This is a genomic window from Bradyrhizobium erythrophlei (assembly GCF_900142985.1).
GTDB lineage: Bacteria > Pseudomonadota > Alphaproteobacteria > Rhizobiales > Xanthobacteraceae > Bradyrhizobium > Bradyrhizobium erythrophlei_B.
In genome coordinates, this window is sequence record NZ_LT670849.1 from 4,146,895 (window position 1) to 4,169,897 (window position 23,003).

22 protein-coding genes are annotated in these 23,003 nt (G+C 62.2%); 11 read left to right on the forward strand and 11 right to left on the reverse strand.

The features are described from left to right. Positions 1–10 precede the first annotated feature (10 nt). Positions 11–1,249, forward strand: coding sequence for a threonine ammonia-lyase (locus BUA38_RS19370; RefSeq protein ID WP_072826247.1), 1,239 nt, complete (start codon positions 11–13; stop codon positions 1,247–1,249). On the opposite strand, the gene BUA38_RS19375 is transcribed toward BUA38_RS19370, so the two are convergent. The 5 genes from BUA38_RS19375 to BUA38_RS19395 are packed head-to-tail and all read right to left on the reverse strand — an operon-like array spanning position 1,246 to position 6,170. Further along, complete coding sequence (locus BUA38_RS19375) at positions 1,246–2,022, reverse strand: ABC transporter permease (RefSeq protein WP_072820256.1); 777 nt, start codon at positions 2,020–2,022, stop codon at positions 1,246–1,248. The two genes, BUA38_RS19370 and BUA38_RS19375, sit on opposite strands and share 4 nt — an antisense overlap. Continuing rightward, positions 2,019–2,846: an ABC transporter ATP-binding protein gene (locus tag BUA38_RS19380; RefSeq protein ID WP_072820258.1), complete on the reverse strand. Its 828-nt coding sequence runs from the start codon at positions 2,844–2,846 to the stop codon at positions 2,019–2,021. The genes BUA38_RS19375 and BUA38_RS19380 overlap by 4 nt, the downstream gene beginning before the upstream one ends. A gap of 4 nt (positions 2,847–2,850) precedes the next feature. Then, entirely contained in the window at positions 2,851–4,281 is a 1,431-nt protein-coding gene (gene allB / locus BUA38_RS19385) for an allantoinase AllB (protein ID WP_072820260.1), read from the reverse strand. A 14-nt stretch (positions 4,282–4,295) separates the two neighbouring features. Then, positions 4,296–5,090, reverse strand: coding sequence for an SDR family NAD(P)-dependent oxidoreductase (locus tag BUA38_RS19390; RefSeq protein WP_072820262.1), 795 nt, complete (start codon positions 5,088–5,090; stop codon positions 4,296–4,298). Positions 5,091–5,108: 18 nt separating this feature from the next. After that, positions 5,109–6,170: an ABC transporter substrate-binding protein gene (locus tag BUA38_RS19395; protein WP_244552992.1), complete on the reverse strand. Its 1,062-nt coding sequence runs from the start codon at positions 6,168–6,170 to the stop codon at positions 5,109–5,111. 149 nt (positions 6,171–6,319) lie between these two features. On the opposite strand from BUA38_RS19395, the gene BUA38_RS19400 reads away from it, so the two are divergent. The 4 genes from BUA38_RS19400 (at position 6,320) to BUA38_RS19415 (ending at position 9,878) form a co-directional block, all read left to right on the forward strand. Further along, positions 6,320–7,237, forward strand: coding sequence for a LysR family transcriptional regulator (locus BUA38_RS19400; protein ID WP_072820266.1), 918 nt, complete (start codon positions 6,320–6,322; stop codon positions 7,235–7,237). Positions 7,238–7,319: 82 nt separating this feature from the next. Next, positions 7,320–8,435, forward strand: a complete 1,116-nt coding sequence (locus BUA38_RS19405) for a ring-opening amidohydrolase (protein WP_072820268.1) — start codon at positions 7,320–7,322, stop codon at positions 8,433–8,435. 115 nt (positions 8,436–8,550) lie between these two features. Next, complete coding sequence (locus tag BUA38_RS19410; RefSeq protein WP_072820269.1) at positions 8,551–8,832, forward strand: hypothetical protein; 282 nt, start codon at positions 8,551–8,553, stop codon at positions 8,830–8,832. A gap of 203 nt (positions 8,833–9,035) precedes the next feature. Then, complete coding sequence (locus BUA38_RS19415) at positions 9,036–9,878, forward strand: amidohydrolase family protein (protein WP_072820271.1); 843 nt, start codon at positions 9,036–9,038, stop codon at positions 9,876–9,878. Between the two features lie 110 nt (positions 9,879–9,988). Here BUA38_RS19415 and BUA38_RS19420 read toward each other — a convergent pair whose 3' ends face one another. Continuing rightward, complete coding sequence (locus tag BUA38_RS19420; RefSeq protein WP_072820273.1) at positions 9,989–10,585, reverse strand: rhodanese-like domain-containing protein; 597 nt, start codon at positions 10,583–10,585, stop codon at positions 9,989–9,991. Between the two features lie 554 nt (positions 10,586–11,139). Here BUA38_RS19420 and BUA38_RS19425 point away from each other — a divergent pair. The 6 genes from BUA38_RS19425 (at position 11,140) to BUA38_RS19450 (ending at position 19,208) form a co-directional block, all read left to right on the forward strand. Then, positions 11,140–12,048: a hypothetical protein gene (locus BUA38_RS19425; RefSeq protein ID WP_072820275.1), complete on the forward strand. Its 909-nt coding sequence runs from the start codon at positions 11,140–11,142 to the stop codon at positions 12,046–12,048. Between the two features lie 67 nt (positions 12,049–12,115). Further along, on the forward strand, positions 12,116–13,384 hold the full coding sequence (locus BUA38_RS19430; RefSeq protein ID WP_072820277.1) for a TAXI family TRAP transporter solute-binding subunit: 1,269 nt from the start codon (positions 12,116–12,118) through the stop codon (positions 13,382–13,384). A 525-nt stretch (positions 13,385–13,909) separates the two neighbouring features. After that, positions 13,910–14,692 carry an EfeM/EfeO family lipoprotein gene (locus BUA38_RS19435; protein WP_072820279.1) on the forward strand — a complete coding sequence of 261 codons (783 nt, stop codon included), beginning with the start codon at positions 13,910–13,912 and terminating at the stop codon, positions 14,690–14,692. Continuing rightward, complete coding sequence (locus BUA38_RS19440; RefSeq protein WP_072820281.1) at positions 14,689–16,062, forward strand: cytochrome c peroxidase; 1,374 nt, start codon at positions 14,689–14,691, stop codon at positions 16,060–16,062. Before BUA38_RS19435 ends, BUA38_RS19440 begins: the two co-directional genes overlap by 4 nt. Before the next feature lie 295 nt (positions 16,063–16,357). Next, positions 16,358–18,406 (forward strand): phospholipase C, encoded by a 2,049-nt coding sequence (locus tag BUA38_RS19445; RefSeq protein WP_072826248.1) that lies wholly within the window; start codon positions 16,358–16,360, stop codon positions 18,404–18,406. Between the two features lie 100 nt (positions 18,407–18,506). After that, positions 18,507–19,208: a hypothetical protein gene (locus BUA38_RS19450; RefSeq protein ID WP_072820283.1), complete on the forward strand. Its 702-nt coding sequence runs from the start codon at positions 18,507–18,509 to the stop codon at positions 19,206–19,208. A 9-nt stretch (positions 19,209–19,217) separates the two neighbouring features. Here BUA38_RS19450 and BUA38_RS19455 read toward each other — a convergent pair whose 3' ends face one another. The 5 genes from BUA38_RS19455 to BUA38_RS19475 all read right to left on the reverse strand — a co-directional run bounded on the left by BUA38_RS19455 (position 19,218) and on the right by BUA38_RS19475 (position 23,003). After that, entirely contained in the window at positions 19,218–19,724 is a 507-nt protein-coding gene (locus BUA38_RS19455) for a DUF2199 domain-containing protein (protein WP_072820285.1), read from the reverse strand. Between the two features lie 14 nt (positions 19,725–19,738). Then, the gene (locus BUA38_RS19460; RefSeq protein WP_072820287.1) at positions 19,739–20,530 is read right to left on the reverse strand and encodes a cyclase family protein; all 792 of its coding nucleotides are present in this window, start codon (positions 20,528–20,530) and stop codon (positions 19,739–19,741) included. A 34-nt stretch (positions 20,531–20,564) separates the two neighbouring features. Further along, the gene (locus BUA38_RS19465; protein WP_072820289.1) at positions 20,565–21,149 is read right to left on the reverse strand and encodes a thiamine pyrophosphate-dependent enzyme; all 585 of its coding nucleotides are present in this window, start codon (positions 21,147–21,149) and stop codon (positions 20,565–20,567) included. Between the two features lie 3 nt (positions 21,150–21,152). Beyond that, the gene (locus BUA38_RS19470; protein ID WP_072820291.1) at positions 21,153–21,665 is read right to left on the reverse strand and encodes a thiamine pyrophosphate-binding protein; all 513 of its coding nucleotides are present in this window, start codon (positions 21,663–21,665) and stop codon (positions 21,153–21,155) included. A gap of 153 nt (positions 21,666–21,818) precedes the next feature. Next, positions 21,819–23,003: an ABC transporter substrate-binding protein gene (locus BUA38_RS19475; protein ID WP_083587658.1), complete on the reverse strand. Its 1,185-nt coding sequence runs from the start codon at positions 23,001–23,003 to the stop codon at positions 21,819–21,821.

Sequence of the window (23,003 nt, forward strand, 5' to 3'; positions counted from 1 at the left end):
CGGGATTGTGATGACCGGGAACATCAAAACGCCACTCGAAAAATTGCCGGTAACGCTGCGCGACGTCGAAGCGGCCGCGGCAACGCTCGCCGGCTTCGTCAAGCGCACGAATTTCGACCACAGCCGCACGCTGTCCGACATCACCGGCGCGGAGATCTGGCTCAAATTCGAGAACTTGCAGTTCACGGCGACCTTCAAGGAGCGCGGCGCTCTCAATCGGCTGTCGGCGCTGTCGGCCGACCAGCGCAGACAGGGCGTGATCGCGGCCTCGGCCGGCAATCACGCACAGGGCGTCGCCTACCACGCCGCGCGCCTCGAGATTCCCTCGACCATCTACGTGCCCGTTGGCACGCCCACGGTGAAGATCGAGAACACCCGGCGCCATGGCGCGACCGTGATCGAAGGCGGCGTCACCCTGGAAGAAGCGGCTTCGCTCGCCAAGGCCTACGGCGCAAGCCGCGGACTGACCTACATTCATCCCTACGACGATCCGCTGATCATCGCGGGGCAGGGCACGATCGCGCTGGAGATATTGTCATCGGTACCCGATCTCGACGTGCTGATCGTCCCGATCGGCGGCGGCGGGCTCATCTCCGGCATGGCGGTCGCCGCCAAGACGCTGAAGCCCGGAATCGAGGTCGTCGGCGTCCAGGCTGCGCTCTACCCGTCGATGTATAATGTGATCAAGGCGCAGACGCTGCCGATGCGCGGCGATACGCTGGCGGAAGGAATCGCGGTGAAGGCGCCGGGCGCCATCACCTCCGAAATCGTGCGCGCGCTGGTCGACGACATCGTTCTCGTCACCGAGCAGGATGTCGAGCATGCGCTGAGCCTGCTGTTGAACATCGAGAAGTCCGTCACCGAAGGCGCCGGCGCGGCCGGTCTTGCCGCCGTGCTCGCCGATCCCGATCGCTTCCGCGGCCGCAAGCTTGGCCTGGTGCTGAGCGGCGGCAACATCGACCCGCGTCTGTTGTCAGGCGTGCTGACGCGCCAGCTCGCGCGAGAAGGCCGGCTGTCGCGGCTGCGCTTCGATATCGTCGACCGGCCGGGGCAGCTTGCCGCCGTCGTCGCGGTGTTGAGCAACGCCGGGGCCAACATCGTGGAGGTCTCGCACCAGCGGATTTTCACCGACCTGCCGGCCAAGGATGTGGTTCTCGAGGTCCTCATCGAGAGCCGCGACCGCGCGCATCTGGCTTCGATCATCAAGGCCTTGAAGACCGCCGGCATTCAGGTCGAGGTACTTGGCTAGCCGCCGCCGGTAAAGTTTTCGCTGCGCACGGCCCAGCCGGTCACGCGCCCTTCGATCAGCGAAAAGCCGGCATAGAGCGCCACGCCGAGAATGGCGAGGATGAACAGGCCGGCAAACACCAGCGGCACGTCGAAGCTCGAGCTTGCGATCATCATCAAATTGCCGATGCCGCGGTTGGAGGCCACCGTCTCCGAGATCACCGCGCCGACAAAGGCCAGCGTGGCGGCGACTTTGAGCGAAGCAAAGAAGTAAGGCATCGTGCGCGGCAGGCCGATGTTCCAGAGGATCTCCCACTTGGTCGCGCGCAGCGTGCGCATCACATCCTGCAATTCGGGTTCGGTGGCGGCCAGTCCCGTCGCGACGTTCACGACGATCGGAAAGATGCACATGATCATGGCGGTGAGCACCGCGGGCACGGTGCCGGCGCCGAACCACAACACGAAGATCGGCACGACAGCGACTTTCGGGATCGAGGAAAACCCCACCAGCAACGGGTAGGCGACGTCGTACGCGAGACGCGACGATCCGATCAGAATCCCCAACAAAACGCCGATGGCGATCCCGAGCGCAAAGCCGACCAGCGTCGTATAGAGCGTCTGGACCGCGTGCGGCCAGATCGCGGGAAAGCGTGTCCACAGCGTCACCAGGATCTGGCTCGGCCGCGGCAGCACGATGTCGGAGACATTAAAGATCAGGCACAAAACCTCCCAAGCCACGAAGAAGCCGAGGATGCAGACGATCGACAGAATCTGACGGCGGACGGTCTCGTTCATGTCGCGTCCTCCTGGACGGCGCGTGCGGCGACGATGCGTTCGCGTAAGCGTTGGGTGAGGGAGACGAATTCGGGCTGAAAGGAAATTTCGATGGTGCGAGGCCTGGCGAACGGCACCTCGCTATCGTCGACAATACGCCCGGGCCTGGCCTGCATCACGCAAATGCGGCCGGCGAGATAGGCGGCTTCCTTGAGATCGTGCGTGACCAGCAAGACCGTCGGCCGCTTCTCGATCCACAATTGCTGCATGATCTCCCACAATTCCTCGCGGGTGAACTGGTCGAGCGCGCCAAAGGGCTCATCGAGCAACAACAGCGTCGGATCGTGGATCAGCGCGCGGCACAGCGAAGCGCGCTGCTGCATGCCGCCGGAGAGTTGCCAGGGAAACTTGTCGCCAAAACCGGCGAGGCCCACCCTTGCCAACGACGCTTCGACGCGGTCGCGATATTCGCCGCGCTTCTTGCGGGAAAATTCCTTTTTGAATGGCGGCACGATCTTCAGCGGCATCATGACGTTGTCGCGGACATTCAGCCACGGCAGCAGCGTCGGATTCTGGAACGCCATGCCGATCCGCGCGCTCTCGGCATCCACCTCGCGCCCGGCCACGAACACGTTGCCTTCGGTCGCGGCCAGCGTACCGGCGACAAGCTTCAGGATGGTCGACTTGCCGCAGCCGGACGGACCGACGAGGGCGACGAATTCACCATGGCTGATGCGCAACGACGTCTCGCTGAGCGCCGTCACCTTGTTCTTGCCGCCGAAGGTCACCCGCACCTTTTCCAGGTCGATGACGTTCCCTACGGGAAGCGGGAGGGAATCGGCCATCTTGCTAGCCTTTTCCGCCGGTGACGGCGGCCATGGTGGCATCGGTATTTTTCGGTGCCGGCGCCGGCATCTTCTGGATCGTATGAACCGAACGGCCGGTGCCGCGCGCCTGTTCGTTCAGCACGCGGTTCTTCATGACGAAGCGGCCGCGCACGATGGTGTGGATCGGCAGCGCCGTACAACTCCAGCCCTGCCACGGCGAGATTTTCGATTTCGACTGGATTTTCGCGTCGTCGATGCTCCAGCGGCGGTTCATGTCAACGATCGCGATGTCGGCATCAGACCCAACTGTGAGCGTGCCCTTGCGCGGGTAGAGCCCGAACTGCTTCGCCGGATTTTCCGCGCTCCAGCGCACATAGTCGCGGATGGTGGCGCGGCCGCGATTGATCTCGGTCAGCATCAGCGGCATTTGCGTTTCGACGCCGGGGAAGCCGCAATCGACGGTCCAGATATCGTTACGCGTTTTCTCTTCCGGCGTATGCGGCGCATGATCGGTCGCCACCATGTCGATGGTGCCGTCGATCAGCGCGTTCCATAGCGGCTCCCGGTTTGGCGCCTCGCGCACCGGCGGGTTGACCCGGACGATGCCGCCCGATTTCTCGTAATCCTTTTCCGACAGCAACAGATAATGCGGGCAGGTCTCGCCGGTGATCTCGACGCCGCGCGCTTTGGCTTCCGCCAGCGGGCGCAACTCGGCGGCCGAGGAGATATGCAGCACGTGGATGCGCGCGCCGGTCCATTCGGCGAGGATGGCTGCACGTGCGACCGCCTCGACTGCAACGACCGCGGGCCGTGACGCCAGGTGCGCCAGCGGCTCGGTGCGGCCGGCGGCGCGCAAGCGGGACTCGCGCCGCTCCATGATGGAATTGGTCTCCGCATGCAGCGAAATGCGTTTTCCGGTCGGCGCGACCAGTTCGAACAGCTCCAGCATCGCGCCGGTGGAAGGCGAGGGGATGCGCCCAAACGTGTTGCCCATGTAGCACTTGAAGCCGATGACGCCGGCTTCAACCAGTTCGTCGATATGTGTCAGGCTTTCCTCGCCGAGCACGGCATAGAGCCCGTAATCGACGTAGGCCTTCTCGGAAGCGAGCTTGTGCTTGGCCGTCAGCACTTCGGCATTCGCCACCGTCGGGATCGTGTTCGGCATGTCGAACACCGTGGTGACGCCGCCGAATGCCGCAGCCGCCGTGCCGCTGCCGAAATCCTCCTTGTGCGAATAGCCGGGATCGCGGAAATGCACATGGACGTCGATCGCGCCGGGCAGCACGTGCATCCCGCTCGCGTCTAGCGTCTCGATCGCCGCGGGCATGGCCTCGGGCGCGCCGATCGCGTGGATCTTGCCGTCCTTGACCGCGATGCTGGCGCGGTACTCTGCATCGGGCGAAACCACGATGCCGCCGTGGATGACGAGATCGACCTTGTCTTGCGTGGTCATCGTTTACGGCCTCCTCACAGCATCGCCCAGCCGCCATCGACCGGAAGGTCGACGCCGGTGATCTGGCGTGACACGTCGCTTGCAAAAAATAAACAGGCGTTGGCGACGTCCTCGTCGACCGTGATGCGTTTCAGCGCATAATCGGCAGCGTGCCGCTGTGCGGCCTCTTCCTCCGTGATGCCGAGCTTTTGCGCCATGTCGCGGCAGACCTTGTCGCGAAAACGCGGACCGTCGACCATGCCGGGCGCGACGCAATTGACGTTGATGTTGTGCTGGCCGACTTCGAGCGCGAAACTCTTGGTGATGCCGCGCAGGCCCCATTTCGAGGCCGAGTAGGCGACGCGCCCGGCGCGGCCGCGCATGCCGAAGGTGCCGCCGACATTGACGATCTTGCCGTAGCGCTGGTCGATCATGGTCGGCAGCACCGCACGCATGGTGTGGAAGCAGCCGTTCATGTTGAGCGTGACGATGTCGTCGAATTCCTCCGGCGTCGTCTGCACGCCGGTCTTGCCGATCGGCCCCGACCCGCCCGCGATATTGACCAGCACGTCGATCCGGCCGCCAAAGGCCTGTTTGGCCGCCTCCGCCGCAGCGTCGCACTGTTTGGCGTCGGTCAGGTCGCAGGCGACGACGACAGCGCTGCCGCCGCGCGACTTGACCTCGTTGGCGACAGGCTCGATCGCAGCAGTGTCGCGGCCGATCAGCACCAGCTTGCAGCCTTCATTGGCGAAAGCGTGGGTGACGGCGGCGCCCATGCCCTTGGCGGGGCCGGTGATGACAACGACGCGGTTTTCGAGAGAGAGCTTCATGGCTTGGTCCGTCTTGTGTCAGGTCGCGGGCCGGACCGAAGTCGGGCGTTCGCTCAATGGCGGCAGGAAGCTGCGGTCGAAGATTTCACCAACCGCGGGCGTGCGCGGCAGTTCCTTGGCCTTGACCACGATGTCGATCGCCTTTGTCATGCGTTCGTCGCTGATATCGCCGACGCCGATCTTGGCGATCTCCGGATGGCTCATCTCGTCGGCCATCGTCGCGTCCAGCCGCGCGCGTTCGATGGCGGGCTTCACCAGCGGCTCGCGCTTGACGACGGCGTCGATCGCGGCCTGCGGATCGGCGATGGCGTCCTTGATGCCGTGGTTCAGCGCCCGCACGAATCCCTTCACGGCCTCGGGATGTTCCTTGACCAGCTTGCGCGAGACGATGATGGCGTTGGAATAAAGATCCATGCCGTAGTTTTCGAATTTGATGAAACGCATTTCCTTGTCGGCGTCGATGCCTGAGAGTTTCGCGCTGAAGCGGATCGTGGTGACGTAGCCGAACACGCCGTCGACCTGGCCCTGCATCAGCATCTGCTCGCGCAGGTTCGGCTGCATGTTGACGATCTCGACCTTCGAGCAATCGATCTTGGCGGACGAACACAACGCCGGAAACAGCTTCAGCGCGCCGTCATTGGCGGGGCTGCCGAGCTTGCGGCCGACGAAATCGGCCGGCGTCTTGATCGGACTGTCGGTCTTCACGGCGACTGTGAACGGCGGACGATCGTAGATCATGAGCACGCCGACCGGCGCGTCCTCGGGCTTCTTGGCGGCGAGTTCGACCAGCGCGTTGATGTCGCCGAAGCCGGCGTCGTAGGCGCCGTTGGCGACCTGCGGGACCGCGGCGCCGGAGCCGTTGCCCTGGTCGAAGGTGACTTCGAGCCCTTCCTGTTTGAAGTAGCCGCGGTCGTCCGCCAGGAAGAACATCCCCTGCGGCCCCTCATATTTCCAGTTCAGCACCATCCGGATTTTGGTCTGGGCCTGTGCCGTGGCCGCGAAGCCGGCCGAGAGGGCCAAACCCAAAGCGAAACTCAAGGCAAGCGCCTGCATTCCACGAAATGCGTGGGTCCTGATCATCGGATTTTCCCTGTGTTGGAGCTGCTTTTTCGGCCTCGGCCCGCTTTTGCCGCTCGGGCCGTCCTTGGGAACGAAGGCTAGGCCTTTCCAGTGATCTTATCCGCTGCTATCTTTTGACTTGAGCGGTGCAAAAAAGGCATCACTAAATCATGCGCCATTTGAGACTGCTGAGCCATGTCGTCGAGGTCGCCCGGACCGGTTCGATCCGCAAAGCGGCCGAACAGCTCAACCTGACGCCGTCGGCGATGAACCGGCGCATCCAGGATCTCGAAGCCGAGATCGGCACGCCATTGTTCGAGCGGCGGCCGCGCGGCGTGAAACTGACCACCGCCGGCGAAATGTTCGTGCGTTATGCGCGCAGCCAGATCGCGGACGCAGAGCGGATGAAGTCGCATGTCGAGGATCTGCGCGGGCTTCGGCGAGGTCCGGTGCTGATCGCCAGCAGCCAGGCGCTCGCGCTGGACTTTCTGGCCTCGCGCGTTGCCGGATTTCAGAAACAGCATCCGCGCGTGACCTTCGATCTGAAAACCCTGGATCACGAACGGGCGCTCGATGCGCTTGCGGCCTATGACGTCGATCTGGCGTTGGTCTTCCGCCCCTCGATGCGGCCGACGCTTCGGGTTATCGCCAGCGTCCCTCAGCGGCTGGTCGCCATCGTCCGCGCCGATCATCCGCTGGCGGCGAAAAAATCCGTCAGGCTATCCGAGTGCGCGGAATATCCCGCGGCGCTGGCCGACCGCTCGCTCGGCGGCCGGCAGATTCTCGACGAAGTCGCGGCCCGGCGCGACCTGCGCCTCAACGTGATGGCGGAATCGAATTCGTTCGAGATGCTGCGCGGCCTGGTGCACCGCTGCAACCTGATTTCGTTCCAGATCGAAATCGGCGCGCCATCCGGCGATCTCGGCATGAGCCTGGTCGGCGTGCCAGTCGACACGAGGGACGTGCCGGCCGGAGAGCTCGTGTTGTGCCAGTTGCGCGGGCGGGTGCTCCCGATCGCGGCGGCGGCCTTCTCGGAGACCTTGTCGAAAAGCCTGCATGACATGAAGGCATCTGCGTCGAGATCGTGAGTCAGCGATCAACTTTTTTCCGGGCTTGCTCGATCGAACACGTCATGGTGTTCTGCGAAAGCAAAAGCGTGGAATAAACAACATGTCTCTGTCTTCGGTCGACGTCATCCGCATTCCGACTTCAGGTCCCGGCGATACGTCCGGTCTGATCAAGCTGATCGAGACGGGCCGTATCGATCCGAAATCGATCCTTGCCATCCTCGGAAAGACCGAAGGTAACGGCGGCGTCAACGACTTCACGCGCGAATATTCCACCGTTGCGCTCGCGGGCGTGCTGGCGTCCCGTCTCGGCATTTCGACCGAGGAGGTCGAGCATCGCATCGCTTTCGTGATGTCGGGCGGCACCGAAGGCGTGCTGAGCCCGCACATCACGGTCTTCACGCGAACGCCGCTACCCGCTTCGCAGGCCAGGCGCACGGAAGGCAAGCGTCTTAGCATTGGTATTGCGCATACCCGCGAGTTCCGTCCCGAAGAACTCGGCCGCAGGGCGCAGATCGCCGAGACCGCGGCGGCGGTGCGCAAGGCCATGACCGAGGCCGCGATCAGCGACGTCGCGGACGTGCATTTCGTGCAGGTGAAATGTCCGCTCTTGACCAGTGAGCGCGTCGATGCCGCCGAGGCGCGCGGTGCCGGCACGGTGACGAAGAGCTCCTATGCGTCGATGGGCTATTCGCGCGGCGCTTCCGCGCTCGGCGTGGCGCTGGCGCTCGGCGAACTGGCAGCCGAGCCGCGCGAAGAGGATGTGCTCAGGCGCTGGGATCTGTTTTCCGCGGTCGCGTCGAGTTCAGCCGGAATCGAGCTGATGCATAACGTGGTCGTCGTAATGGGAAACTCGGTCTCGTCGTCGAGCGACCTCGTCATCGGGCATGCGGTGATGAAGGACGCGATCGATGCCGCCGCCGTCAGGGCTGCGCTTGGCAGCGTCGGATTGCGCGCAGACGGGACCTCGAATGCGGCGATTGGCGAGCGGATCGTCAATATTTTCGCCAAGGCAGAGGCCGCGCCCGACGGTCTGGTCCGCGGGCTTCGCCATACCATGCTGAACGACACCGACATCAGTTCGACTCGCCACGCCCGCGCGGCGGTGGGCGGTCTCGTCGCCGGTCTTGCCGGAACCACCGCCGTCTACGTCTCGGGCGGCGCCGAGCATCAAGGCCCTGCCGGCGGCGGGCCGGTCGCGGTGATCGCGCGCGCCTGAATGCCGCCACGCCGCGGCGGACGCGTTTAGTCAGGCCGGACGCTAAATTTTATTTGAGAATGAATATCCGCCTTGGCAGTGGGTTTCATCTCATGGTGCTGGCAGGAGAGAACCCATGAGGCGATTGGCGATCCGGCTTTCAATAATCTGTGCAACCGCGCTGGTGATTGTTCCGGTCCTGGCGTCCGGTGAGGCCGAAGCGGGTCACCGGCACCATATGAAGAAACACGCAAGGCATTGGCGTCACGCCGGCCCCTGGTTTGGCCAGCCGCCGACCTATGCTGCGCCTTATGCAAGTTCGGGTCCGGTCTGCCCGGGCATCGGCCGCAGCTTCGACTGCAAGATATGGCCGCCGCCGTATGAGGACGATCCCGACCGCAAGGTCTCCAAGCACTGAGACCCATAGAGCCGTCCGGGGCTCTGCGGGACTGAGTTGCCTGGCGCGGCACATCTCGCGCTTCTCGCAATGGCGTTGCTATGCCTGTTGCGAGAAGCTGCCGCTGGCCGCCTCTCATTCGCGCATGGCAAACGGCCCTTCGGCTCTGGACACACATCGTTGGTGACGTCAAAACTGCCTCAAAATAATGAGGAGACGCGCCGATGCCGATTATCGATTCCCAGGTCCACGCCTACGAGGCCAACACGCCGAAGCGGCCCTGGCACTCTGTGCCGAATTGGCCGCCGCATGTCACCGGCGACGAGATGGTCGCGGCGATGGACAAGGTCGGCGTCGACGGCGCGATCTTCATCTCCGCTTTTTCGATGTACCAGTATGACGCGAGCTATGCGGTCGAGGTGGCGCGGGCCCATCCCAACCGGATGGCGATCGTCAAGCCGGTCAATCCGGACGACGCTGGCGTGGACGACGTCATCGCCGAGTGGAAGAAGACGCCGGGCACGGTTGGCGTCCGCATCATGCTGACGAAGGAGGGCAAGCGCGATCCCAAGGATCCCGGCCTCGACCGGATCGCGCGCTCGGCCCTGCGTCACGATTTTCCGGTCAACATCCTGTGCTGGGACAATCTGGAGGCGGGCACCTCGCTGATCGACCGCCATCCCGATACCCGTTTCATTCTCGACCATCTCGGCATCTTGCAGCCGCGCGTACCGCCAGCGCCTAGCGAGCCGTGGGCCGACTTGCCCAAGGTGCTCGATCTGGCGAAACGCAAGAACGTGGTCATCAAGGTCTCGGGCGCCTGCACGCTGTCGAAACAGCCCTATCCTTACTCCGACATATGGGATCCGTTGGCGCGCGTGTTCGACGCCTGGGGTTTCGAACGCTGCCTGTGGGGTACGGACTGGACGCGCGCGTTCGCCGTCGTCAATTACGAGCAGGGCGTCAAGCCGTTCCTGGAAACGGATCGCTTGAGCGCCAGCGAACGCGCCATGCTGATGGGCGGCGCCTGCGCCAAGGCCTACGGCTGGTCGCCGAAGAAGAGTTAGCAACGAGAGTTGGCTCGTTACGGCGGACATTCCGCGCCGCTGTCGATCCAGGCTTGCACCAGTTGCCCGGCGGCCTGTTGGCTGCCGGGCGCGGGATCGCGTCCTTCGCTCTAGTTTTCGAGCTTGTACATCTTTGCCTTGTCCAGCTTGTAGGACCACGGCAATCCGGCATTCTTCCATCCGTTGACGGCGCGCAGCCCGGCCTTGGGCCCGTCTTTGGCGAGATCGCCTTCATATCCATCGACAACCGAATAGACGTTCTTGAATCCCGCCTCGGCCAGCAGATTGGCCGCAGCCGCGCTGCGGTCGCCGGAGCGGCAAATCAATACGATGGTGTCGGTCGCTTTCAGACCTTTTGCCGCCAGCCTGTGACGAACCTCGGGCAGGAAATCAGGATTGAGTTCAAGCTTCAGCGTTGCCTTCGCGCCGTCCCAGGCCGGAAAATCGGGTTCCTTCATGTAGGGGACGTTGGCATCCGCCTGCGCAGGCATCCCCAGGAACGCGACCTCCGCCGGTGTGCGTATGTCGAGGAACAGCGCCTTTGAGGTGTTCTGATCCACGAGCTTTGCCGCTTCCTGCGACGAGAGATACATCCCAAGCTTGGTGCGCTTGATATCCGGCACCGCAGCTGCATCGAACGCGTGCGCGTTTCCGCAAGCCATCAGCAGGACGATCAACCCACCAGCGAAAGCTCTCATTGTTTTCATTGTACACTCCCCATCTTCACATCTTCGCCTCTTGTTCGAGAGGCTTGTTGCTCTCGCCGTCGAGATCGCGCTCAAAGTTCCGGCTTCGTCCTCAGTGCGAAAAAGCCGACTGCGAAAACTCGAAATCGGCGAAAGATCGGCCGCGGTCAGCGCCCCTTGTGGAAGATTTGACTTCGAGTGCGTCACAACTGTGACCTTGCCTCGCTTCAGCCGCTGATGTTTGCAAAGCGTTAACGGCACGACGGCGAACGATCGCTTCGCGTCAGGCCGATTGCAATGCAGCAGACGAAATCGCGAACACGGAAGAACAAACTGCGAGTCGGTCGCCGCTTGCCGTGTTCGGTCGTGTTCCAATCGACGGAACAAATGGCAGTTCAGATTCGGCCACACTCAAACCCAACAATCTTCCAAAAGTGGCGTGGCCCAGTCGATATTTGGACGGATTCGAGTCGCTGACTGTTCGACCTCTAGTAGCGGGGCGCTCTGGGTGAAAAAATTCGTAAATGATTTCCGAGGTGCCCCGTCGTTGCGTAACAGTCGGCGGGAGACCAGCCATGGAAGACGACGCTCCGCGTTATCCGTCTTACAAACCTGACACCGAGCTCTACGATGAGCGGCCGGCGGCCGGTCTTTCAGTCACGCCTTACCAGCTCAGGCCCTCGGCGCAAGCGGAGCGATCCGTACCCCTGTTTCTTTCCGACCGTGACGGGGTGCCGGATCCGAGCGAATACGCGTCTCGTCCGGCGGCCAAGGTAAAGCTGGGCTCCTACTACACCTCGCGAATTCTTGCCGGCGCGGTGGGCGGGGCAATACTGGCCGGCCTCGCCGCGCTGGTCACGTCGGATTCAGCCCGCGACGTCATCGCCAGCGCCAAGGCGTCGAGCGCTGCGGCGCTTTCGGTAGCATCAGTCGTGATGCAGCCGAGCGCGACGCCGCCCAAGACGGCTGACATCAAGGCCGCTGACATCAAGATGGCCGACATACAATTGAAGGAACCCGCATCCCCGTCGGCGCCGGACGGTCAGGCCGCCGCTCCGGGAAGCATCACGGTCGCGGCGGTGACGCCGACCCGTGACGATATCAAGACGGCCTATCAAGGCGCGTTGCAGGGCAGCACTCCGCAAGCCGCGACCGCCCCGGAAGTTGTGGCGCCGGCAGATCCCGTCATTCATCGCCTGGACGCGAGCGAGATCGCCTCGCTGCTCAAGCGGGGGGATGGCCTGATTGCGAGCGGCGATGTTGCTGCCGCCCGTCTGGTGCTGCGGCGCGCGGCCGAGGCAGGCGACGCCCGCGCGGCGATGATGCTTGCCGGAACCTATGATCCGACGGTTCTGGAGAAGCTCGGCGTTCATGGTGTCGTACCCGATCTCGCCATGGCGCGAAGCTGGTACGAAAAAGCGCGGCGCTTCGGCGCGCCGGAGGCGTCGTCGCAGCTCGACCGGCTCGCCAACCGGCAACACTAGTGTGGCGGTTCAGAAGCGTCATCGCAGCTCCCGAATTTCTTGAAGATCTCCAGCAGAGGGTAAATTTATGGGCGTCCTGACCGCAGCGGCTAGAAATCTCTTCCTGTATCTGTCGTTCTTCGCATCGCTGATCGCGGCAATGAGCTGGTCGCATCCCTCCGTGGCCGAAGGCCAAAGGCGTGCCGCAGCTCAGACTCAGGCGGCGGCGACCGCCAACAGCTACGAGGAGAAGAAGCGCCAGGCCAACGATATCGCCGTTTCGGTCGTGGTATCCGGCCTCTCATGTACGTGCGCGAGGTTCACGGAGGACATCCGCAACGTCGTGAACGATCTGGGCCCGGACGGCATTCGTATTCTCCCGGTGCTTGGCGTTGGCGGACTTCAAAACGTCAACGACGTGCTGTTTCTCAAGAACATCGACATGGGCGTCGTCGACGAGGACAATCTTCGGCTTCTGAAGCAGAAGGACCCGGTGCTCTACGCCAACATCGAACAGCGCATCCAGTACATCACCAAGCTCTACAATTCCGAATTTCATGTTCTCGCCCGCGACGAGATCAAGTCCTACGACGATCTGCGTGGCAAGAAGGTCAACTTCAACCTGAAGGACAGCCAGACCGAAGTCACCGCCGACACGGTTTTCAATGCGCTCAATATTCCGGTACAGCGCTCCTATTACGACAACGACGAAGCCATCAAGCGGCTGATCGCGGGAGATATCTCGGCGATGATCATCCTGACGGGCGCGCCACAGGCCGCCCTTGCCAAACTGAAGAAGGAAGACGGTGTGCACTTCCTGGCGCTGGATCAGGAAAGCCTGCCGAAGCGCGACCTTCACGATCTGTTTGCCAGCTATCTGCCGGCCGAGATCACCCACGAGCTCTACCCGAACCTGGTCGCGGAGGGAACCTCGGTTCCGACCATCGCCAACCGGGCGCTGCTCGTCGCCTATGCCTGGCCGGAGAATTCGGAAAAGTACAGGAAGGTCGCTAAATTCGTCGATGCGTTCTTCAGCAAGATCGACCAGTTCAACAACACATCGCGGCATCCGAAATGGCGAGAGGTCAATCTTTCGGCCGATATGCCGGGCTGGGTGCGGTTCAAGCCCGCGGCTGACTGGCTCGCCGCCCACAAGAATCAGCCGGTGTCCGCCAATTCCGAGGGTGCGACCGGACTTTCCACCGTGGAGCTTCGGCTGGCGTTCGACAAGTTCATGCAGACCTACGCGTCGGCTTCCGGCGGCAAGGAACTCTCGGCCAGGGACCGCGAAGCGCTTTTCGTCCGCTTCAAGGAGAGTCTTGCCGGATCGAAAGCGCAGCAGGCCAACGCGCACTAGTGTCCTGATTCCGAAGTTCGCATGATCTTGCGGCCCCGTGTTTGCGAACTTCGGAATCGAAAGGACACTAGCAAGCTACTGTTCTAGTGTGGCCTTTGGCTCAGAAGTCCGCATGACGAGATCGCGGTATACCCGATGCGGACTTCTGAGCCGCCACACTAAGATCGTCATCACCCGGGACGCGGCGCCTGACAGCGCCGCACTCCACTCAAGCGAACAGCCCCGCGCGTCAAGCGCGGGGCTTTTTTGTTGACGACGTTTTCTTGACGAAATTATTTTGTCGCAAAGCGATCACAGTTGCGCAGCGAACTTTTTTGGCTGCGAGGAAAATTTCGCGAGAAATGTTGGAATAATAAGTGAAGTGAAACAGTCGCGTCACAAAATGGCATAACAAGCCGACAATATTGCGCGGCGTTACGCATCGTTGCGGATCTTTGCTCGTCCTCGCTGCATCCCCGCGGCTCAACCGGGCATTCCGCAATTCCTATTCTGCAAGCCTTGTTCTAAAAGTCCTGGGATCGATGGATGATTGGTAAGAGTGTGGCGCTGAGCCTCCTGCTCGTGACGCTTGTCTGCGCGCGAAACGCGCAAGCGGGCGTGCTCGACGACGCGGCCGAGCGCTATCGTCCCTATGCGATTGAAGGAATCGGGTCGGCGTTATCGGGCGCGCGCGATCTTCGCGCGCGTGTCGCTGCGAAAGATCTGTCAGGCGCGAGAAAAGCCTGGCTGTCGGCGCGGGCGGGGTGGGAACGTTCGGAAGTCTTCACCGCGGGCTTCGTGCCGGAACTCGACGCGTTGATCGATGCCTGGCCCAATGCCGACAGCGGTTTCCACACCATCGAGGCCAAACTGTTCGGCGCCGGCCAGACCGACGTCGAGGCCGACACTGACGCGCTGGTCAGGAATCTCGACGAGCTTCACGGCAAGCTCCGCAATATGGCGCTTCCGCCGCAAGGCCTGCTCGATGGCACGGTGCGGCTCGCTTATGAGATCGGCGAGAGCAAGGCGGATGGCGGCGAAGCGCGCATCAGCGGCACCTCGCTCGAGGACATGCGCAATAACCTCGCCGGCGTCGAATTCGCCTATCGCACGGTTTTCGAAGGTGCCCTCAAGGCCGCCGACGCAGGCCTTGCGGAGAGCGTGACCAGGCGGATCGAGCAGCTCAAGACCATCGTCGCGGCGCGCGATCTTCCGCATGTCGATGTCCGGGCGCTGCGGCGCTCCAGCGAGGAACTTGTGGTCGCACTTCAGGCGGCTTCCGTCAAACTCGGACTGCGCCGGCCGACGCTGGAGGCTCAATCGCGATGAGCTTTCGCTGGTTAAGCGGCGCCGCCGCAATTGCTTTCCTGATCGCTGGTCTTCACGGGCGTGTTCTGGCGTTCCCGGTCGATGGCGACCAGACGACGTTGCCAGCAAAAACCGAGCTGAACGAGGACGCGCTGAGCCGTCCGCGCGAGGTCTTCCATTCCGAGATTACGGGCCGCCGGTCGGATCTGATCAAGCTCGGCAATCTGGCGTTCTCGTCGCCTTCGATCCTCGGACCCGTCGCGCAGCAGGCGGGCATCAGTTGCGAGACCTGCCATGTCAACGGCGCCGGCAACGCAAAGTTCTTCATGCCGAAAATGTCGACGCGTCCGGGGAATTTCGACACCACCGGCGCGCTGTTCAATCCGAAGGCGGACAATGCCGTGCTCGACCCCGTGCGGATTCCGAGCTTGCGCGGCGCCCGCTATCTCGCACCCTACGGCGCCGACGGCCGCCTGGCCTCGCTCCGTGACTTCGTTCGCAATGTCATCGTCAATGAATTTGCCGGCGCCGAACCGTCGCCTGCGATCGTCGACGCCATCGTCGCCTATATCCACGACATCGATTTTCTGCCGAACCCCAACCTTGGTCCGGGCGGCCGGCTGGTCGGCAAGATCAGCGAATCGGAACGGCGCGGGGAGGCGCTGTTCTCAAGACCGTTCCCGCACGACGCGGGCATGAGTTGCGCGGCCTGCCACGTTCCGTCCGCCGCCTTCGTCGACCACCAGCAGCATGACGTCGGCACCGGCGGATTGTTCAAGACGCCGACGCTGCGCAATGCCGATTTCAACGCGCCATATTTTCACGACGGCCGTTTCGACACCTATGGTCAGGTGGTCGCTCACTTCGACAAGGTATTCGACCTTGGCCTGTCGGCGCAGGATCAAAAGGACCTCGTGGCCTATCTCACGGCGGTCGGTGACGGGTTGATGCCCTATGAGCCCGGCGGCGCCGGCGCTTCCCTGAAAGAAATAGGCGACTTCGCAAGCCTGCTCGGCCGTGCGATTCCCGCAGGCGACAAGGACGTCGTTTCGCTCGCGGTCGATACGATCGGCGGCGAACTGCGCGAACTGACCGAGCAATATCCAGATCGCAAGGACACCAGCGTCGCCGGTGGCGAAGCCGAACGCGCCAACGCGCGTGCCGCGCTCAAGGAAGCCGTGCTGCTGCTTCGTCGGATCGATATGGCGGTCGGCGACGGTCGCACCGCGGACGCGCTGGCCGACTATCAGAACTATCGATCTTTCATGGCCGCCGCCGTTCCTTCGATGCTGGCCTATGCCGAACCGTTCTCGCTCTTCAACGCCGCGGTGCATGACCGGCACTACGGGGCCCTCCGTCAGGTCATGCAGTCGAAACACATGTCGCAGTAGAGCCCGCGAGTCGCGTGGCTGAAACTTGATCGGCACGTTCGTACAGCGTCACAGCCGAACATGAATGACGCGCATCGATGGCGCGGGCAATCGATCGCGCAGCGTCGCAAGCGAAAGCTTGCGCGCTCAATATGCGTTGTCGATTGAATGTCGTTTATCATCGCACGAATACATCGCTCCAAAAATATCTTGAATCATTTTGATCTTCTCGCGCCGTTTCACAACGTTGATACGCCTGCGTCACGTTGATGCACTACGTAGCGCAGCGTTAACAACACCATCTTTGGAGTCGATGATGACTTTCAAATTCAAGAATCACTGGCGAACCACCACGGCGTTGTGCATCGCTTCGACGATCGCGCTCGCTGCCACCACGGCTTATGCCTCCGGTATCGGCGGCCTCAGCAACTGGGACAAGCGTTTCCACCTCAACCGCTTCCTCAAGCTCGTTGCCGAACTCGAGAACGGCAAGAACGACAACAAGGGCCACGATCATGGCCACGAGGGGCAGACCGCTTCTCCGATCAAGCACGTGATCGTGCTGATCGGTGAAAACCGCGGGCTCGATCACACCTTTGGTGTCTACAAGCCGAAGGGCAAGGGCGAGACCATCTCCAACCTGCTCTTCAAGGGCATCGTCAACGAAGACGGGACGCCCGGCCCGAACTTCTCGCTGGCGCAGCAGTACTCGGTCGGCATGCAGCCGTCGTACTACATCGGTGTTCCGGCGGCCGCCAAGTCGCCCTACAACAGCGTCAACACGATGCCGCAGCCGAACACCAACGGTGCGCCGGTGGCTCAGAGCGCGACCGGAGCTCCGTTCCAGAACGTGACCGAAGCCAGCGTCGAAAAGGACATGGATCCGGCGAACCTCGACATCCTGACCACCGGCTTCACCGGCCTGCCGGGCGGCTCGCTCGACACCCGCATCCCGGGCGCCGGCCATCTGACCGGACCGTTCCCGTTGCAGGGTGCGTCGATCAATGACGACGACTACACCGGTGACACGACACACCGCTTCTACCAGGACTGGCAGCAGAACGATTGCAGCGTCGCCAACTCGACGAAGAGCAATACCTCGGGCTGCTTGAACGACCTGTTCCCGTTCGTGATGGTGACCTACTCCAACGGCAACAGCCAGGGCTCTTCGATGGGCTTCTACAACGCCGAGCAAGGCGAAGCTCCGATCCTGAAGATGCTGGCTGACCGCTTCACCCTGGGCGACAACTTCCACCAGTCGTTCCATGGCGGCACCGGCGCCAACCACGTGATGCTGGGCACCGGCGATGCGATCTACTGGAGCGACGGCAACGGCAACCCGACCACGCCGCCCTCGAGCATGATCGCCAACCCGAACCCGAAGCCGGGCACGAACAACGCGTACACGGCCGACCAGGCGTTCAGCGCTTGCGCCGACTTCACCCAGCCCGGCGTCGGACCGATCGTGTCCTACCTGAACAATCTGCCCTATGCGGCGGAACCGAACTGCCAGGCCAACCACTATTACATGCTCGACAACACCAACCCCGGCTATCTGCCGAACGGTGCGCCGTCGGGTGGCAACAACCTGCCTCCGTCGTCGCTTCGCAACATTGGCGATGCGCTGATCGAAAAGAACATTTCGTGGGCCTACTACGGCGGTGCCTATAATGCTGCCGTGGCGCTCTCGAACGACGCGGTCAAGAACGGCTCGACCAACTTCGGCGCGTTCGCCGCCACCGATCTGCCCAACGCGATCGGCGTTGCCTACTGCCAGATCTGCAATCCGTTCCAGTATGCGACCTCGATCATGGCCAATCCGGCCGTGCGCACGGCGCATATCAAGGACACTGCCGATCTGATCACGGCTATCCACAACAACACGCTGCCTTCAGTGTCGTTCGGCAAGCCGGACGGTCTGCTTGACGGTCATCCGTCGAGCTCGAAGGTCGACCTGTTCGAGGCCTACGCTCTCAACGTGCTGCAAGCGCTGGATGCCAATCCGGAGCTGAAGGCCGAGACCGCGGTGCTCATCACCTGGGACGAAGCCGGCGGATACTGGGACTCGGGCTTCATCCAGTCGATCGACTACTTCGGCGACGGACCGCGTATCCCGCTCCTGATCCTCTCGCCGTACTCCACCGGCGGCAAGGTCTATCATAACTACGGCGACCACGTTTCGATCCTGAAGTTCATTGAGCGCAACTGGAATCTGAAGCCGCTTACGGGCCGCAGCCGCGACAACCTGCCGAATCCGACGTTCAAGAAGAACAATGCGTATGTGCCGACCAACAGCCCGGCGCTCGCTGACCTGTTCGACGCGTTCGATTTCGACAAGGCGGTCAACATCAACTACACCGAGTGATCGCAAGTCCGATCACGACGTAAGTGATACGTCGAAAGAATGGTGCCGACCGGACCTGCGAGGGTTTGGTCGGCACTGCCTTGTCAAGTGGATGCCAGCGATGATCGAAGGTTTTACGTTTTTGAATTGGCGCCGGGTGGCCTCACATCTGCTGGCGCTTTCGACTTTTTCGGTGCTCGGGGTTTTTGCTGTTCAAGCACAACAGTTTTCTGCCGATATCATCACGCGGCATGACGGCGTATCTTCGGCGGCCGGACGCTTAAGCGTGCGCGACGGCAAGGTAAGGATCGAAACAGTGGAGCACGCCGACGGCTTCTTCCTGGTCGATCCGGCAAAGCCGTCGGCCACTTTCGTGCGGCCCGGCGCGCGCGTCTTCATGGACGCCGGGCAGTCGACCCGCTTGACGCGCGTGTTCGTTCCCGTCGATCCGGATGCGCCGTGCCGGCAATGGCAGGCGATGGCGCGGCTCGCAGGTGCGGCCGGGGAGGGCACGTGGCGCTGCGATCAAACAGGCGAGGAGACGATCGAAGGCCGCAGCACCGTCGCCTTCAAGGTCGTGTCCGGGGCCGGGCAGGAGTTTGCCGGCTGGATCGATCGCGAGCTCGCCTTTCCGTTGCGGATCAAGACGGAAGACGGCGCACTCGTGGCGCTGACAGCCATCAAGGACGCGCCTCAGCCCGTATCGTCCTTCGAAATTCCCGCGAGCTTTCGAAAATTCAGCCTCGATGCGTTGATGGAGCGGATCAAGCAAAGCGACGTCTGGGTCGCGCAGCCGGAAGACGACAAGGCGCCTCGCCCCTAAGGGGAACGCCTAATGTAGAAGTAAGAGATTCGTGACGATTTCTTCTACACGACTGATGGAGATGCCCGTACGTTGCTCGAGGGCGAGAGGATGATCCGTCGGCTCAAGCTCTATCGACGGTCGGCGGCCGCCGCCGCGTAGATGCAGGTTTGTCTTGAGGTTTATCGTCCCCGAATAAAGCGAGATACTGTTGCTTAGCCATCCAAACTTTGGCGGCTCGTTTTCGATCACCGGTGCATTCCACAATTCAACGATGCGGTCGAAACTTGTGGTGGAAACCGAAACCCACACGCCCCACACGAAGTGGTCATCCTGACCAAGGATCGGTATTTCAAGGCAGCCCCGAACGAAGATGTCCTTGCCGTCGACGATGCAAACGTCGCTGTCTAGCTTTGCGCGATCCTGGCGCTCGGATTCCGGGATTTGGAGCCAATGGTCCGGCGCGCCGCAAGCGAAATCTAGCGGCAGGGTATTGAACTGCCTTCCGCAACAGCGGCATTTCCAAGCGTGATGCATGCTGGCTGTCAGTATCAAGCCGGTGCCAGCGCGATGACGCGCAGCGGACTGCCTGAACCGTCGGCGATCTTAAGGGGTGCTGCGATGATGACGGCGCCGGTTGGCGGCAACTGGTCCAGATTGATCAGGCTGGTGATACCGAATTTGCCGGCGCCATGCATCGTGCCGTGGTTCGGGAAAGGCGGATCGAAGGTGCCGGCCTGACCCGCGTCGGTTCCGATGGTCTCGACGCCGACGCCCAGCACGTCGCGCTGGTGCGCCAGGAATTCGGAGCAGGCTTTCGCGAAACCAGGCGAGTGCGGGCCGTCGTCGCGCACATTGAGGAAGTCTTCGCGTTTGGTGCGGGCGCTCCAGCCGGTGCGCAGCAGCACCCATGATCCCGCAGGAATACGGCCGTGCGTGCTCTCCCAGGCCTGAACGCGGTCGGGCGTGAGCAGGAAGTCCGGATTGGCCTTGACGTCTGCGGTGACGTCGATGACGCAGGCAGGACCGACGAACTTCCGGGGTTGAATCGTGTCGGTCGCATTCTCGGGCAGGTCCTTGCCGGTGATCCAGTGGACCGGCGCGTCGAAATGCGTGCCGGTGTGTTCGCCGAGGTTCAGCACGTTCCAGTACCATGCCGGCCCGCGTGAATCGTAGCGCGAGATTTCGGTGAGTGTCAGCCCCGGCGACGGCGCGAAGATCGGCGGCAGATCGATCACGGGAGTCTCGGGGCCGAGCGTCGTGGTGAGGTCGACGACGCGAATCCGCTTTGCGTTCAGTTCTTCCACCAGTTGGGTCAATACGCTTGATTGCTTCTCGGCCATGCTTGCCTCCCTCACGCCAAACGAAAATTGTGCCTCACTCGTGTTGCCGCAGCGCCTTCAGTCCTTCCAGCGCCCGCTTGAACTGGAAGCGGTTTTCCAATAGCGGCAAATCCATGTGGAACGATTTGGGTCCGATCGCCTCGACCTTGGCAACGATCGTGGTCAGTTTCCCGCCCGCGAGTGCGCCGGCCACCGCGCTTTTGAGCTGATCCGGCGTGTGGGCCTCTGTCACTTGCGGAACAGCGCACGCCCGCGCTACGCCGGCAAGGTCGGTGCCCGTCGCCGTTGCGGTCGGAAAGCCGCCGACAGAAAGCAGGCTGGCATTGTCGAACACAATATGGACGAGGTTGCCGGGCGAGTAGCGCGCCATCGTGCTCAGCGTGCCCAGGTTCATCAGCAGCGAGCCGTCGCCGTCGATCACGATGACCTTGTGGCGCGGCATGGCGACCGCAATCCCCAGCCCCATCGATGACGCGAGCCCCATCGCGTGTTCGAGGTAGAAGAAGTTGTGACGATGGCCGAGCGTAAAGAGTTCCACCGCTACCGCGCCCATGATCGTGACGACGATCTGGTCTTTCAGTTCGGGATAGATCGCCTCTAACGCATCCACACGCAGCACGAGTTACTCCTCCCACATCAGTTCGCGGGTCAACAGCACGGCGACCGGCGAGAGCGAGGCGTGTGCAAGCGTCTGTGCGTCCTTGATGCGGCGCCGCGCGTCGTTGGGGTTCGAGAGGTGCCAGACCGGAATGCCCAGTGTCCGCAACAGCGGCTCGGTGATCATGCCGCCTTGCGTCTGCCACGGATCGCGCTCGCCCATGTGGCCGCGGTAGCTGATCAGCATCAGCAGCGGAATCTTGTAGAGCTGCGCGAGAGAGACGATCGGGTTGATGGCGGCGAGGAAGCCGTGGTTCTGCATCAGAAGCGCGGAGCTGACACCCGCCAGATGGGCGCCTGCGGAGATGCCGATCGCCTCTTCTTCCTTGGCGACGCGGATCAGCGTCACCTCGGGGTCGTCATCGGCCATCCGGATCAGATGCACCAGCCAGGTTTCCGGCAGCGCGGACATGATCTTCACGTCGCAGGCCTTGAGCGCCTCGTAGATCACCTGGGAGTTGGCGAGTGAAACTGGCATACGCCACACCCTTTTTGCCGTCGCGCGCGCCTTGAGTGGTTGCCAAGCCTAGCACACGCTGTCGCACGGCGGCAACGTCGCCGGTACTGTCATTGCCGTCCTTTGAAATTTCGGCGCATGTCCGGCAATTCGGCCGGAACGTCGCATTCGCGCTCAGTGGCTACCCAGCACCGGGCCGAACGACTGCCAGCCTTTACCGTCGAACTTGACGAGTTGCAATTGCTCGATCGGATAATGATCGGTGGCGCTGGTATTGAGCTTGATCCCCGGCAAAAGCAGCGGCAGCTCTAGATCCCTGATGTTGTTCGCCTGCTTCATGAGATTTTCACGGGAGAGGTCGTCGCCGCACTGCCGCATGACCTGTACGAAGGTAGCGGCAATCGAGACGCCGATCTCGTTTTGCGGGTCCTTGGCATCGCCATCCGAATAATACTGCTTCATAAAATCGAGATACCATTTGATGCCGGTATCATTTGCAAATTGTGGATCGGACGGATCCTTCAAATAAGCCGTGGAAATGATTCCGGTCGAATGATCGAGCCCGGCGGGCGTTAATACGGTCGCGATCGAGTTGGCGTTCTGCACCAGAAAGTGTGTCGGATGCCAGTCGAGTTCGGCGGCTTTCTTGATGGTCTGTGCTGCGGCCTTGGCCGTGACGGCGCTGAACAAGACATTCGCCCCCGATGCCTTGAGCGTGATCACCTCGGAGTCCACCGTCGGCTCGGAAACTTCGTAAGCGAGCTCCTTCACGATCAGTTTGTCGGCGGCATCGCCCAAACCCGCCTTGAAGCCGGACACGAAATCCCGGCCATAGTCATCGTTCTGCGACAGAATGGCGATCTTCGCGTCCTTGATCGTCTCCCGTATATACGTCCCGTAGATCATTCCCTCGGAACGGTAGGTCGGATACCAGCCCATCGTCCAAGGGTAGTTCGCGACATCGCCCCATTTCGAGGCGCCGGTGGCCAGGAAGATATGGGGCACGGCCTTGCCGTTGACGTATTTGACGATGGCCGAATTCGTGGGCGTCCCCATCGTGCCGACAATGCCGAGCACCTCGTCGCTCTCGATCAGACGCCGATGCTGTTCGACCGTCTTCGGTGGCGAATAGGCATCGTCGAGCGAGATCAACTTGATCTTGCGGCCGTTCACCCCGCCCTGGTCGTTGATCATCTTGTAGTAGGCGGCTTGCGCCCGGCCCTGTGTGCCATAGGCCGATAGTGGGCCGCTGTAAGGATTGGTCTGGCCGATCAGTATTTCGGCAGGACCTTCCGCCTGCGCGGCGGCCGAAAACAACAGGCCCGTCATCAGTCCGAGGATCAGCGCACGCGCAAACAT

Bases quoted from the DNA above. Each gene is read 5' to 3' on its own strand.
- allB (WP_072820260.1), bottom strand. From the start codon at position 4,281: ATGACCACGCAAGACAAGGTCGATCTCGTCATCCACGGCGGCATCGTG.
- BUA38_RS19425 (WP_072820275.1), top strand. From the start codon at position 11,140: ATGGAAGACGACGCTCCGCGTTATCCGTCTTACAAACCTGACACCGAG.
- BUA38_RS19395 (WP_244552992.1), bottom strand. From the start codon at position 6,170: ATGATCAGGACCCACGCATTTCGTGGAATGCAGGCGCTTGCCTTGAGT.
- BUA38_RS19420 (WP_072820273.1), bottom strand. From the start codon at position 10,585: ATGAAAACAATGAGAGCTTTCGCTGGTGGGTTGATCGTCCTGCTGATG.
- BUA38_RS19455 (WP_072820285.1), bottom strand. From the start codon at position 19,724: ATGCATCACGCTTGGAAATGCCGCTGTTGCGGAAGGCAGTTCAATACC.
- BUA38_RS19450 (WP_072820283.1), top strand. From the start codon at position 18,507: ATGATCGAAGGTTTTACGTTTTTGAATTGGCGCCGGGTGGCCTCACAT.
- BUA38_RS19375 (WP_072820256.1), bottom strand. From the start codon at position 2,022: ATGAACGAGACCGTCCGCCGTCAGATTCTGTCGATCGTCTGCATCCTC.
- BUA38_RS19410 (WP_072820269.1), top strand. From the start codon at position 8,551: ATGAGGCGATTGGCGATCCGGCTTTCAATAATCTGTGCAACCGCGCTG.
- BUA38_RS19435 (WP_072820279.1), top strand. From the start codon at position 13,910: ATGATTGGTAAGAGTGTGGCGCTGAGCCTCCTGCTCGTGACGCTTGTC.
- BUA38_RS19405 (WP_072820268.1), top strand. From the start codon at position 7,320: ATGTCTCTGTCTTCGGTCGACGTCATCCGCATTCCGACTTCAGGTCCC.
- BUA38_RS19370 (WP_072826247.1), top strand. From the start codon at position 11: ATGACCGGGAACATCAAAACGCCACTCGAAAAATTGCCGGTAACGCTG.
- BUA38_RS19460 (WP_072820287.1), bottom strand. From the start codon at position 20,530: ATGGCCGAGAAGCAATCAAGCGTATTGACCCAACTGGTGGAAGAACTG.
- BUA38_RS19470 (WP_072820291.1), bottom strand. From the start codon at position 21,665: ATGCCAGTTTCACTCGCCAACTCCCAGGTGATCTACGAGGCGCTCAAG.
- BUA38_RS19390 (WP_072820262.1), bottom strand. From the start codon at position 5,090: ATGAAGCTCTCTCTCGAAAACCGCGTCGTTGTCATCACCGGCCCCGCC.
- BUA38_RS19400 (WP_072820266.1), top strand. From the start codon at position 6,320: ATGCGCCATTTGAGACTGCTGAGCCATGTCGTCGAGGTCGCCCGGACC.
- BUA38_RS19415 (WP_072820271.1), top strand. From the start codon at position 9,036: ATGCCGATTATCGATTCCCAGGTCCACGCCTACGAGGCCAACACGCCG.
- BUA38_RS19440 (WP_072820281.1), top strand. From the start codon at position 14,689: ATGAGCTTTCGCTGGTTAAGCGGCGCCGCCGCAATTGCTTTCCTGATC.
- BUA38_RS19430 (WP_072820277.1), top strand. From the start codon at position 12,116: ATGGGCGTCCTGACCGCAGCGGCTAGAAATCTCTTCCTGTATCTGTCG.
- BUA38_RS19445 (WP_072826248.1), top strand. From the start codon at position 16,358: ATGACTTTCAAATTCAAGAATCACTGGCGAACCACCACGGCGTTGTGC.
- BUA38_RS19380 (WP_072820258.1), bottom strand. From the start codon at position 2,846: ATGGCCGATTCCCTCCCGCTTCCCGTAGGGAACGTCATCGACCTGGAA.
- BUA38_RS19475 (WP_083587658.1), bottom strand. From the start codon at position 23,003: ATGTTTGCGCGTGCGCTGATCCTCGGACTGATGACGGGCCTGTTGTTT.